The sequence below is a fragment of the Campylobacter sp. MIT 12-8780 genome, assembly GCF_006864535.1.
Lineage (GTDB): Bacteria > Campylobacterota > Campylobacteria > Campylobacterales > Campylobacteraceae > Campylobacter_D.
This window is the reverse complement of record NZ_QHLL01000001.1, coordinates 100,101-112,848: the sequence shown is the minus strand read 5'-3', so window position 1 is coordinate 112,848 and position 12,748 is coordinate 100,101. Positions and strand designations below refer to the sequence as shown.

The following is a 12,748-nucleotide window of genomic DNA, read 5'->3' as shown; positions in this document are numbered from 1 at the left end:
AATTTCGTTTTTAAAAGCAGTAAAGGCAAAAGATGAATATCCCATTTATCGATTTAAAAGCACAATATTTAAGCTATCAAGATGAAATTCAAACAGCGATTAATGAAGTTTTACACAGCACTTCTTTTATAGGCGGGGCTAAACTTGAGGAATTTGAGGCTAATTTAGCCAAGTATGTAGGCACAAAACACGCCATAGGGTGTTCTAGTGGCACTTCAGCCTTACTTTTGGCACTTTTAGCCTCAAATATCAAGGCAGGAGATGAAGTTATCGTGCCTAGTTTTACTTTCATAGCTACGGCTGAAATGGTAAGCTTCATCGGTGCAAAACCTGTTTTTGCTGATATAAATTTACAAGATTATAATCTTAACATAAATACTTTAGAAAATTTAGTGAGTGAAAAAACTAAAGCCATAATCGCTGTAAGTATGTTTGGACAAATGCCTGATATACTTGCTTTAAAAGAATTTTGTAAAAACAAAAATCTCATTTTGATCGAAGATGGGGCTCAAAGCTTTGGCGCAAAGCAAAACGAGCATAAATCCTGCTCTTTAGCTCATATATCTTGCACAAGCTTTTTTCCTTCTAAGCCTTTAGGAGCGTATGGGGACGCTGGGGCTGTTTTTACAGATGATGATGAGCTTGCAAGAAAAATTAGAATTTTTCTTAATCACGGACAAGTCAAACGTTATATGCACGAATACATAGGCTTTAACGGCAGACTTGATACTCTTCAAGCAGCGATTTTAAATGTAAAATTAAAGCATTTAGATGAAGAGCTTGTTTTAAGAGAACAAAAGGCTAGGGTGTATCTTGAAAATTTACAAAACTGCATTTTGCCAAGTGTAAAAGAAGGCTTTAAGAGTGTTTGGGCGCAATTTAGCGTGCGGGTAAAAGATAGAAGTAAAGTTGTCGCTAAACTTGAAAAAGCAGGCATTCCAAGTGCTATTCATTATCCTTTAGGACTTCATTTACAAGAGGCTTTTAAGGATTTAGGCTATAAAAAGGGCGATTTAGCAAATACTGAGCTTGTTAGTGAAGAAATTTTATCCTTGCCTATGAGTGCTTTTTTAAAGCAAGGCGATCAAGAGCAGGTTATAGCTGCCTTTAATGAGGAAAACTAAGTGAAAATAGGCATAGCCGGACTTGGTAAAATGGGGCAAAACCATTTAAAAGAGCTGCAAAAAAATGAAAAACTGCAACTTTGTGCTTTATATGATACTGAGTTAAAACAAGGTTTTAAGGAGCCTTTTTTTAATGATTTGGCTAAATTTTTAGCTCAAAACTTAGATATTATCATCATCTCAAGTCCTACAAAGACGCATTTAGACTTAGCAAAAGAAGTGTTTAAGAGTGTAAAATGTGTTTTGATTGAAAAGCCTTTGGCTTTAAATTTAGCTCAAATGCAAGAAATTCAAAATTTAGCTAAAGAATATGGCGTGCGTGTAGCTGTAGGCTTTAGTGAGAGGTTTAATCCTTGCATAGTAGCTTTAAAAGAGCTTTTGCATAATGAAAAAATCATCAGCATGGATATACAACGTTTTTCACCTTATCCACAAAGGATTAGCGATGTGGGTGTTTTGCAGGATTTAGCTGTGCATGATCTTGATCTTATAGGCTTTCTAGGAGGCGAACTAATTAAAAATTGCACGCTTAAAAAGCTGTATAAAAAAGATAGTCAAAGAGAAGATGAGGCTACACAACTTTGCGAGTGCGAGGGCTTTTTAGCTTATGCACATCAAAGCTGGAATTGTGAGCAAAAGCTAAGAAGGGTCAGTGTTATCACTGAAAATGCTTTTTTTGAGGCGAATTTAAATGATTTTATTTTGCTTAAAAATGGCAAGGCTGTAAGTATAAAAGAAAAAAGCCCTTTATCAGCAGAGCATGAAGCTCTTTTTGAGCTAGCAAGCTTAAATATGACAAATGAAAAAATGTCGCATGGGGGGGGGCGTTTGAGCGCTTTAGGGACTATACAAGATGCCTTAGCAGTGCAGAAATGGCTTGAGTGATGAAACTTGTTTTATTTTTAAATATGGGTGGGGCTGAGAATTTAAAAGATTGTGAGCTTTTTTTAAAAAATATGTTTAACGATCCTTATATTTTAACTATTAAAAACAATCTTTTAAGGGCTTTTGTAGCATTTTGCATCACAAAAGCAAGAGTTAAGGCTATGCAAAAAAATTATAAGCACTTAGGTGGAAAATCTCCCCTAAATGAGCTCACTCAAAGTCTTTGCGATAAGCTTAATAAAGAATTCAAAGGAAAAGTTTGCTTTGATTTTGCAAATTTATATGTGCCTCCTTTTGCAAAAGAAGTTTTAAGCAAATATAAGCTTAGTAAAGATGATGAGCTCGTGCTTTTTCCTCTTTATCCACATCATTCTCAAACCACGGTTACTTCATCTTTAGAAGTGCTTAAAAAAGCTATAAGCGAGCTAAAAATTCAAAGCAAAGTCAGCGAAATTGATGTTTTTTATGAAGATAAAAGCTATAATGAGCTGATTAAAAAACATATCTTAAAAGCCAATGAGGATTTTAAAAAAGGGCATAAAAAGCATTTGATTTTTTCAGCTCATTCTTTGCCTGTATCTATCATCAAAAAAGGCGATGTGTATGAAAAGCATATCAATGAGCATTTTAATGCACTCAAAAAAGAGCTTGAGCCGTATTTTGATAAAATAGAGCTAGGCTATCAATCCAAACTTGGTCCTGTAAAATGGCTTGAGCCAAATACAAGTGATATTATCGCTAATTTAGATAATGAAGCTTTGATTTATCCACTTGCTTTTTGTATAGATTGTTCTGAGACGGTTTTTGAGCTTGAGATAGAGTATAGAAAAATCGCCTCAAAAGACTATAAAGTCGTTGCTTGTCCAAATGATAGTGTTGAGTTTGTTGAATTTATCAAGCAGTATTTTTAAACTTTCTTTTGTGCCTATTTTAAAAAAATCTAAAAAGCAAGCATTGTCAAATCCTTTAAAAACACTCTAAATTCACACGCAAAAAGATGAAATGTTTCAAAAAGTATCAAGTTTTTAAACTTTATTTTTATACTTCATACTTGTATTTTGTTTTAAGCTACAATGAAAAAGATTATTTTTAAAGGATAAGTATGAGTAAGGCAGAACTTGTTTTTAAGATACCCCCTTATGAACTTTTTTATGAGAGGGCGAAGCTTTTTTTAGGGGATAGAATTTTTAAGGATTATTTGCGTTGTTTTGCTTATGGTATCGATGCTTCTTGTTATCGTTATATCCCAAAAATAGTGATTATCGCAAGTAATGAAGATGAAATCGTGCGAATTTTAAAGCTTAGCGATGAGCTTGATTTGGCATTAAGTTTTAGGGCAGCTGGGACATCTTTGAACGGGCAAGCCTGTTGCGAGAGTATTTTGGTGCTGTGTAATACTCACTGGAAGAAAATTCAGCTTGTTTTTGATGAGAGCAAACAGCCAAGCTCGATTTGGTGTGATTGTGGTGTGATAGGAGCAAGCGCAAATGAAGCTTTAAAGCCTTATGCAAAAAAGATAGGTCCTGATCCAGCTACTATAAATAATGCTCTTATTGGTGGAATTTTTTCAAACAATTCAAGTGGTATGTGCTGTGGAGTAAAGCAAAACACTTATCAAACTATCAAATCAGTGCGTGTTATCTTACAAAATGGCTTTGTGCTTGATACCTCACAAGATCAAAGTGTGCTTGAGTTTATGAAAACTTATCCACATATGGCTGAAAGGCTTTTGACATTAAGAGCTGAACTTTTAGCTGATAGCGAGCTTTCAAGTTTTATCAGACATAAATTTAAGATTAAAAATACCACCGGCTATAGCTTAAATGCCTTACTTGATTTTAACAAGCTTAAAGATATACTCAATCATATCTTTATCGGTGCTGAAGGCACACTAGCCTTTATTTCAAGGGTAGAGCTTGAGTGTGTGAAGGATTTTAAACACAAAGCCTGTGCTTTGATCTTTTATGAGGATATTTTAACTGCGGCTAAGGCTATAAAAATTTTAGCTCAAAATGATGATTTGGTTAGTGCTGCTGAGATTATGGACTATGCTTCTTTATTAAGTGTGCAGAATTTAGAGGGTTTGCCTGTTGAGATTAAGCAAATAAAGCCAAAAAATTGTGCTATTTTGATCCAACTTGAAGAAGACGATAAAGAAAAACTTGAGCAAAATATCGCTTTTATAAGTCAGAGTTTAGCAAGTATTCAAAGCCTTTTTGGGGTGCGTTTTAGCTTTGATGCAAAAGAGCAAGAGTCTTGGTGGAAGGTGCGTAAGGGTTTACTTCCTTTAACAGCAGCTACAAGAGCGAGTGCAAGCACGGTTATCACTGAGGATATTTGCTTTGAGATAGAGCATTTTGCAGCTGGGATTGAGGGCATTGAAGCTTTGTTTGAAAAGCATAAATTTAAGGGCATTATCTTTGGGCATGCCTTAAGTGGCAATGTGCATTTTATCATCACGCCTTTACTTGGTATAAAAGAAGAAAGTGAGCGTTTTGGCATTTTTATGCAAGATTTGGTTGATCTTGTGGTAAGTTATAATGGCAGTATTAAAGCAGAGCATGGCACAGGACGCATGATGGCTCCTTTTGTGAAGCAAGAATGGGGCGAAAAAGCGTATAAATTTAACCAAGCGATCAAAGCAATTTTTGATCCTAAAAGGCTTATTAATCCTGATGTTATTATCACTGAAGATCAAAATATCCATCTTAAAAATCTCAAACCAGCAAGTGCGAATTTGATAGAGGATTACTTAGATACTTGTATGGAGTGTGGTTTTTGTGAAAAAATTTGTCCAAGCAAAGACTTAAGCCTTACTCCGCGCCAACGCATAGCCGTATATAGAGAAATCGCTCGCTTAAAAAGCAAAATCCGCACCCCAAGCGAACAAAAAGAGCTTAACGAGCTTGAAAAAGGTTTTGAATACCTTGTGGTAAAAACTTGCGCGACTTGTTCTATGTGTGCTACGCTTTGTCCGCTTGAAATAGACACGGCAAAAATCGCTTCAAAAGCCAGTCAAGCTAAGGGTTTTTTAAGCTCAAAAATCGCTTCAAATTTAGCTAAAAATATGGCTTTTACAACCAAACTTGCTGGTTTTGGTGTAAGTGGGGCAAATTTAGCTCAAAATGTGTTTGGTGCTGAGTTTGTGCAAGGTATGAGTGAAAAGCTGAACCGACTTTGTCATACGCCTTTGGTGAGTGCGTTTTTTCCAAGTAAAAATACTTACAAGCTTCATTCTAAGCTTACACAAACAAATGAAAAGCAAGTGGTGTATTTTAGTTCATGCTTAAACAGAATGTTTAGCCCAAGTAAAAAGGCAAGTGATCAAAGAAGTATAGCCCAAGTGTTTGAAAGCTTGTGTAAAAAGGCTGATTTTAGCGTGATATATCCTTCAAATTTAAATAATCTTTGCTGTTCAAAAGCCTTTAAAAATCACGAAAAAGAAGCCAAAGACTTAGCTTTTAAGACTTTTCAAAGTTTATGCGAAGTAAGTTTAAATGCTAAATTACCTATAGTATGCGATCATAGCGCGTGTTCTTTAGAGCTTTTAAGATATGCAAAAGAGTATGAGAATAAAGCAGGACTTACATTAAATATCATTGATATGCCAGCTTTTGTTTTAAAGTATTTAAGCTCAAATTTAAGCTTTTCTAAGCAAAGTCAAGAAAAAATAGCCCTTTATGCACCTTGCTCGACTCGAAATTTGCTTGTTAAAAAACAAAATTTAGCTTGGGAAAATGCTATTTTTGAGCTTGCAAGACTTTGTGGGGCTGAAATTTGTGAGGATAAAAATGTAAAATGTTGTGGTTTTGCTGGTAATAAAGGCTTTTTAACCCCAGAACTTAATCAAAGTGCTTTAAGGAATTTTGGAAAAGATGATGAAGGAAATGACGCTTTTAAGGGTATCATAAAAGGTTTTAGTAGCTCAAGCACCTGTGAGATAGGCTTAAGCACCAAAAGTCATTTTGCGTGGCAGCATATCATTTATCTTGTGGATACTTGCACGGATTAAGAAGAATTTAAGGTTTTATAGGTTCTAAAAAATCCTCTTGTATGAGTATATCCACCACATCTTTAAACATAGGCAATGCACTTTGTGCAGCATAGTAAGAATAAGGCTTTGTAGGTGTTCTTACTAAAACGCCTATGGTGTAAGCGTTTTTTGCGTCATTTGCAAAGCCAAAAAAGCTTGCATTATAGCGAGTGGTGGAGTAGCCGCCTTTTTGAGCTATCCTTGCTGTGCCTGTTTTTCCACCTATGATAATGCCCTCAGTTAAAGCCTTTCGTCCTGTGCCTTTTTCTGTTGTAGCGATGAGGATATTTTGAATTTGTTTTGCGGCTGTGCTTGAGAGTATTTTTTCTTTGCTAAATTCAGCACTTAAATCCACTTTTTTGCCATTTTGATAAAAGGCGTTTGCAAGGCTTGGCGTGATATAAATGCCATCATTATTAAAGACATTGTAGGCTGCTAGAAGTTGCATAAAGGTTGTTTTTAGTCCATATCCATAACTTAAAACGGATTTTTCTATATCTCTTAAGCGACTAGGATTTGGCAGTTCTCCTTTTTGTTCGTAAGGCAGATCAATGCCACTTTTTTCACCAAAACGAAAAATTTTAAGACCTGAGACGATCTCAAAATTGCTAAGTCTTTTAGCGATTTGTATCATGCCTATATTTGAAGAATACACTAAAACTTCTTCAGCACTCATACTTTTTGCCTTGTGATCATCTTGTATAGTGAAGCGTCCAAGCTTGTAATAACCATTATGTGTGTTGATCTGCTCGTTAAGTTGAAGTTTGTTAAGTCTTAAGGCTGTTGTAAATATAAAAGGCTTGATTACAGAGCCTGTTTCATAGGCATATTCTACAGCACTTGCATTAAGCACGCTTAAATCTTTGCCCCGGTTGCTTGGATCATACCTTCTTGAGCTTGCTAGGGCTAGAATTTTACCGGTATTACTTTGCATAACGCCGACGATAATTTCGCTTGCATTAAGATCAGCATTTCTTTGATCGATGGCTTTTTCTATAGTTTTTTGAAGTTTAAGGTGAAGATTAGTATATAAATCACAGCCATTAATTTTGCGTTTTTGCACGGAATTTAAATCTAAGATGATATTTCCACCTATATCTTTAAGTCCTTGCACTTTTTCATTTTGAAAAGGAAGCAAGCATTCATCATAGTATTTTTCAAGCCCTTTTACGCCGATATTTTTAAGCATTTTGCTTTCTTCATCAAAAAAAGCTCTAGTATAGCCAATAACCGGTGTTAAGGTATCTTTTGACATATAATTTCTATCTTCTTTATGCAAACTTATGCTTAAGCCTCTTGTTTCGACTTTATTATTGTTGTTTGCAAAAGCTTTGAAAAAGCCTTGCACATAGAGTTTTTTAGAGAGTTCTTTAAGATAGCTTGCGTGCTTTGAGTCTAAATTTTGAGAAAGTATGAAGTTGTAAGTGTTTTTTTTAAAAGCAAGCTCGAGACGTTTTTTGATATCTTGCATTTGTGCTTTACTTGAGCCACTATAAATTTCAAAAAGTTTTAAAAAAAGCTCCAACTTGCCTTTATCTAAGCTCCTCAAATCAACTTCAGCTCGATAAATTTGCTTTGAAGAAGCGATGATAAAATGATCGCTTGTGATGATATTGCCCCTGAGGGCTGTGTCGTATTGATCTTTTTCAGTGTTTGGGATATTGCGTTTAGAAGTGAGAAAAAAGGTTGAGCTTAAAAATAAAAGCATAAAAAAAGAAGCCATAATAAAGGCAAAAGCAACCTTAGAAACTCTTGTTTTATTTGCTTCTTGCATTAATTAAATTTGAATTCTCGTGATTTCTTTATAGGCATTAATCGCCTTATTTCTTACTTCAAGCATAAATTTCATACTTGTTTCAGCCTTACCAATGGCAATAGCAGCTTGATGCAAGTCTTTAACCTCGCCTGTGGCTATATCAGTCATCGCTGCTTCGCCTTCTTTTTGTGCTGCATCAAGATCGCTGATCGAGCTTTTTAAAAGCTTGGCGAATTCATCGCCTATACCAGCTTCGTTTGCTTTGTTTGAATTTTGGGTATTTGAAATACTATTTAAAGAATTAAGTTTGTTTATCTCGTTCATCTTTTATCCTTTTTTAACCTTTTAATAAATCTATAGCACTTTGAGCGATAGCTTTTGTGCTGTTAAATGCTGCAACATTGGCTTGATAAGCTCTTGTTGCTTCGATTAAATCCGCCATTTCAACCACTGGGTTGATGTTGGGGTAAGCTACATAGCCCTCAGCGTTTGCATCTGGGTGTCCGGGTTCATATTTAAGACGAAATTCTTTATCATCGCGAACGACTTTATCCACAACCACGCTCATTACTGCTGGATGTGCGTCTTTTTGAGAACTTGGATCTTTAAGTGGGTTTTCATACTCTAAAAGATTGTTATCTTCTTTGATTTGTTTGTTTAAAAGTTCGCTAAAATCAGTAGCTTTAAAGATCACTTCTCTTCTTCTATAAGGTCCGCCTTCAGCTGTTCTGGTGGTATTTGCATTAGCTATATTTGAGCTGATAACATTTAAACGAAAACGTTGCGCGCTTAGTCCATAACCGCTTATATCAAAATCACTTAAATATGCCATCTTACCCCTCCTTAACTAAGCTTTGAGCTTGCATCGATGATAGAGCCAAAGATATTGCTTTGTCTCCTTAATACTCCATCAAGCGCAGTGATCATCGCTGTGTTTTTACTCATCTCAGTAGTTTCCACATCAAGATCAACAGTGTTTGCGTCATTTCTTGCTAAATGTCCATCTCTTAGATAAATTGTTGATTTATTTGGATCAGGAAATTTCCAAGGCTCTTGATGTCCGCTACTTGTTTGAGCAAGCTTGAGTTCTTTACTATCGTCTGTTTTAAAAAGTTCTTTAGCTCTATTAACAAGAGCTGTTTCAAATTCTATATCTCTTGACTTGTAAAAAGGTGTATCAACATTGGCTAAATTTGAATTAATCATTTGATTTCTAAGATTTCTACCCGCTAAAGCACTGCTAACAAGTTCTTTTGATTTAAATGGAGTAATCATCTTTTTATCCTCGATTTTTAATTTATGTCCTAAATGAAGCAAAAAGTGTTCCAAGTTTTTGCTTCTAGCTTTTTTAAAAGACTATAAATTTTTATAAAATATATCTTTATATTTTACAGCTAAGAAGTAAATAAAACAAGCACGAATTCGCCTTTTGTGTGTATTATTTTCCTCTTTGATCTGCTACGACTTTATTATGATCGCTCGCATTAGTGGTAAATATATGCTTTCCAGTACTTTTATCTCGCATAAAATATAAATACTCGCTTTTTGCTGGAAAAATCGCTGCTCTAATGGCTTGCAACGATACATTACACACCGCATCTTCTGGCAAGCCTTCAAATTTATAGGTGTTGTAAGAGCTTTGATCGCTTCTGATACGCTCAGGTGTAATTTTAACATGCGAATATGCTCCATAATTTAGCGTGCCGTCCATTTGAAGCTTCATACCGATTTTAAGGCGGTTGTAAATGACTGAGGCGACGATAGGCATTTCTTCATTTGAAGCAGCTTCTTTTTGTATAACTGAAGCGATGATGACATAATTATGCCATTTTTTTTCATTATAATCACCAAAAATTTTCATCGAAGCTTGTTTAAAAGCATTTTGCGAATGTTTTAAAAGCAAATCGATAAGCAAATCCTCGCTAATGCCTTTTGGAATTTTATAAGTTTCTGGATAAAACAAACCTTCTTTATATGCTGCCTTTGTTGCATAGCTTGCAAAAAGTTTTTCTTGATCAAGATTAAGCTGTTTGGCAAGCTGAGTTAAAAAGATATAAGTTGTTTCACCTGGTATTAAAGTAATGCTTTCAAGTGCAGCTTTGGCTACGGTGAGCTTGTATAAAAACTCAGCTCTATTTAGGGGCTTGGTGCCGATATTAATCCAGCCTGCTTGAGGGTGTCCTAAAAATCGTAAAATAAAATTATCAATCCTACTCATTTTATAATTATTTTTATTTAAATCAGCTATAATTTTACTCACAGAACCTTGAGGGATATAAACTACAGATTCACTTTTAAAAGGTAGAATCATATAATAAAACAAGGCGATAAGCAAAATGAGAAAGAGTTGAATGAAGATAAAAAAAATTTGGTGGTATTTAGCAGTAGTTTTAATCATTTTTGCAATCCTTTTTGTTATCCTTAAGATAGGTTTTAGCATATCTACACTCCAAACACATGTTTTTAGTGCAAACGAATTATATATAAAATTAGATAAAAAACTCATCATAAAAGCAAAAAATTTAAGCATTTTTGATTTAGAGGATTCAAATTCAAGCCTAGCTGTTTCAACGCAAATTGTTGATGCGGTGCAAAAAATTGAATATCTTTATATATTTTTTCAAGAACTTGATATACAAAATTTAAGTTTTGGCGGGCAAAATGCTCGTTTTTTATTTAAAGGCGATGAGTTTTTTTTAAACAATGATGAATTTTCTTTAAATTTGGCATTAAATAGGACAGGAAAAGAGATTAAGGCTGATATTAAAGAGCTGCTTTTTAAGGATTATAATGCCAGTGCGGACGGACAGATTTTAATCAACGCAGCTCAAGATAGTTATGATTTTATAGGCATTTTAAGATCGCAAAATTTAAATTTTGATTTTAATGTTACTTATGCTAAAGATAAATTAAATCTTGATCTTAAGGATATCAACGCAAGCAATATGGCTTTTTTGTTTCGCACAGCAGGCAAGCATTTAAGCTTAAATAAAGAACTAAATGAGTGGTTTTCTCAAAAACTCATCGCTGATTTATATTCTATTAGCTATCTTAAAGCTTCGATGGATTTGGGTAAAAAATTTAGCATTAAAGAGCTTGAGGGTGCGGGTGAGGTAAAAAATTTAAAAGTCAAGCTTGGCAAAAATGTTGAAAGCATACTGATACCAAAACTGAAGTTAAATTTAAATAAAAAAAGACTTGATTTAAACTTCGATCAAGCAAGCTTTGCAAAGCAGGATTTAAGTCAAAGCAAAATTTATGTATATGAGCCTGCAAGTGCCACAAAATCAGGTATTTATATACAAATCAAGTCAAATGAACTTATGCTTGATCAAAAGCTTTTAAACATACTCAATCTTTATAGTATCAAACTCCCACTCAAACAGCTTTCAGGCAAGCTTAATACAGACTTTATTATCAATATCCCCTTCGCAAAGAGTGAAAAAATCAGCTTCAAAGCGAATTTTGATCTTGAAAACACTCAGCTTGATATGGCAAATTTTTTGGTGCAAAAAGGCAATATCAGCCTTGAAAATACTATCTTAAAATTAAATGAATTTGTGGTGAAAAATGACTTTTTGCAAGCTGATGTGAATGCAAGTTTTGATTTAGATGCAAAAAAAGCTCACTTTAACACTGAAATTTCAAGGCTTTATTTTAAAGACTTGCTTGATATTAAAAACGCACAAGAAAATCTTGAGCTTGATTATTCACAAGATATCCTTTTAAAAGCTCAAAATTTTAATGTTGATATGAATCTCACTCAAGGTTTAGAACTGAGTGCTTCAACCTTAAGTCGCTTTAAAGAAAATTCAGCGCTAATGCAAAAACTTGGCATAGAAAATGTAAAGAATTTTGATTTAAAAACTGCGGATTTTGTTAATTTCCAAATCAAACTCAAAGGTACAAATTTTAAAAATGATTTACAAAAAAGCGATGGTTTAAGTTATGAAAACGATGATTTTTTTATCAGCAAGGATGCTAAAACCACACATATTAAAAGTGCGAGTGAGAACTTGGATATTAGTTTGAACGAAGATGTGATAAAGGCGAAGATAAAAAATTTACACTATATTCTTAAAGATACTCAAAAAATAAACGATGTTAATTTTAGCTCTAAACTTGAGCTTGAGGCTTTAAATTCTGGCATTATTTTGCAAAGTGCAAATAATTCTGGTAAAAAACTAAGCTTTGATGAGCTTCATTTTGATATGGATAAGCAAAAAATGAGCTTAAAAGCCAAAAGAAATGAAGCTATATATGAGCTTAATAAAGATGAAAAACAGCTTGTTGGCAAGATCAATAAGGTAAATGACAAAACGCTTAATGAATTTTTTGGCTCAAACATAGTTGAAAAAGGAAATTTTGAACTTCATATCAAAGGAAGTGGTTTTGAGCGTTTTAATGGTGAGATTATCATGAATGATACTTATTTCAAAGAGCTTAAATTTCATAATCAGCTCATTAGTTTTATCGATACTATACCGAGTTTATTGCTTTTTAAAAGTCCAACCTTTAACGAAAAAGGCTTAAGCATACAAAAAGGTGCTGTGCTTTTTGAAAAACAAAAAAATAAAATCACCATACAAGCTCTTACGCTTGATGGAGATAGTGTCGATATTTTAGGTGTTGGGGATATAAACCTTGATGATAAAAAACTTGATCTTGAACTTGAGCTTCAAACACTAAAATCCGCCACAGATATCATCTCAAAAGTGCCTATCATCAATCAAATCATACTTGGCAAAGATCGTGTCATTTCTACACAAATTTTAGTTGAAGGCGATCTTGATAATCCAAAGTTTAAAACTCAAATCATCAAAGAGACTTTAAAACTTCCTTTTAACTTACTTAAAAACATCATTGATATACCATCAACTTGGTTTGAGTAAGCTTATAAAATGCTTAAAATACACTTTTTAAAAAGCTTATTATGAAAAAGAACTCAAA

Annotated in this window: 10 protein-coding genes; 5 read left to right on the top strand and 5 right to left on the bottom strand. The window is 34.0% G+C overall.

Translation table 11 applies throughout. The annotated features are described in order from the left end of the window. Window positions 1-38 precede the first annotated feature (38 nt). From DMB95_RS00575 to DMB95_RS00560, 4 genes are all read left to right on the top strand, one after another. Window positions 39-1,124, top strand: a complete 1,086-nt coding sequence (locus tag DMB95_RS00575) for a DegT/DnrJ/EryC1/StrS family aminotransferase (RefSeq protein ID WP_260604807.1) — start codon at window positions 39-41, stop codon at window positions 1,122-1,124. Then, window positions 1,125-2,009 carry a Gfo/Idh/MocA family protein gene (locus tag DMB95_RS00570; protein WP_142930464.1) on the top strand — a complete coding sequence of 295 codons (885 nt, stop codon included), beginning with the start codon at window positions 1,125-1,127 and terminating at the stop codon, window positions 2,007-2,009. Beyond that, on the top strand, window positions 2,009-2,920 hold the full coding sequence (gene hemH, locus DMB95_RS00565) for a ferrochelatase (RefSeq protein ID WP_142930463.1): 912 nt from the start codon (window positions 2,009-2,011) through the stop codon (window positions 2,918-2,920). Before DMB95_RS00570 ends, hemH begins: the two co-directional genes overlap by 1 nt. Before the next feature lie 191 nt (window positions 2,921-3,111). After that, entirely contained in the window at window positions 3,112-6,021 is a 2,910-nt protein-coding gene (locus DMB95_RS00560; protein ID WP_142930462.1) for an FAD-binding and (Fe-S)-binding domain-containing protein, read from the top strand. A 7-nt stretch (window positions 6,022-6,028) separates the two neighbouring features. Here the strand turns inward: DMB95_RS00560 and DMB95_RS00555 are convergent, their stop codons facing one another. The 5 genes from DMB95_RS00555 to mltG form a co-directional block, all read right to left on the bottom strand. After that, complete coding sequence (locus tag DMB95_RS00555) at window positions 6,029-7,816, bottom strand: peptidoglycan D,D-transpeptidase FtsI family protein (protein WP_142930461.1); 1,788 nt, start codon at window positions 7,814-7,816, stop codon at window positions 6,029-6,031. A 3-nt stretch (window positions 7,817-7,819) separates the two neighbouring features. After that, the gene (gene fliE / locus DMB95_RS00550; RefSeq protein WP_142930460.1) at window positions 7,820-8,122 is read right to left on the bottom strand and encodes a flagellar hook-basal body complex protein FliE; all 303 of its coding nucleotides are present in this window, start codon (window positions 8,120-8,122) and stop codon (window positions 7,820-7,822) included. Window positions 8,123-8,135: 13 nt separating this feature from the next. Then, the gene (flgC, locus tag DMB95_RS00545; RefSeq protein ID WP_034906009.1) at window positions 8,136-8,630 is read right to left on the bottom strand and encodes a flagellar basal body rod protein FlgC; all 495 of its coding nucleotides are present in this window, start codon (window positions 8,628-8,630) and stop codon (window positions 8,136-8,138) included. A gap of 11 nt (window positions 8,631-8,641) precedes the next feature. Further along, window positions 8,642-9,073, bottom strand: coding sequence for a flagellar basal body rod protein FlgB (flgB, locus tag DMB95_RS00540; RefSeq protein ID WP_137632903.1), 432 nt, complete (start codon window positions 9,071-9,073; stop codon window positions 8,642-8,644). Window positions 9,074-9,236: 163 nt separating this feature from the next. After that, window positions 9,237-10,196 carry an endolytic transglycosylase MltG gene (gene mltG, locus DMB95_RS00535; protein ID WP_238386810.1) on the bottom strand — a complete coding sequence of 320 codons (960 nt, stop codon included), beginning with the start codon at window positions 10,194-10,196 and terminating at the stop codon, window positions 9,237-9,239. Here mltG and DMB95_RS00530 point away from each other — a divergent pair. Continuing rightward, window positions 10,150-12,690 carry a YhdP family protein gene (locus DMB95_RS00530; RefSeq protein WP_142930458.1) on the top strand — a complete coding sequence of 847 codons (2,541 nt, stop codon included), beginning with the start codon at window positions 10,150-10,152 and terminating at the stop codon, window positions 12,688-12,690. The genes mltG and DMB95_RS00530 overlap by 47 nt on opposite strands. Window positions 12,691-12,748 lie beyond the last annotated feature (58 nt).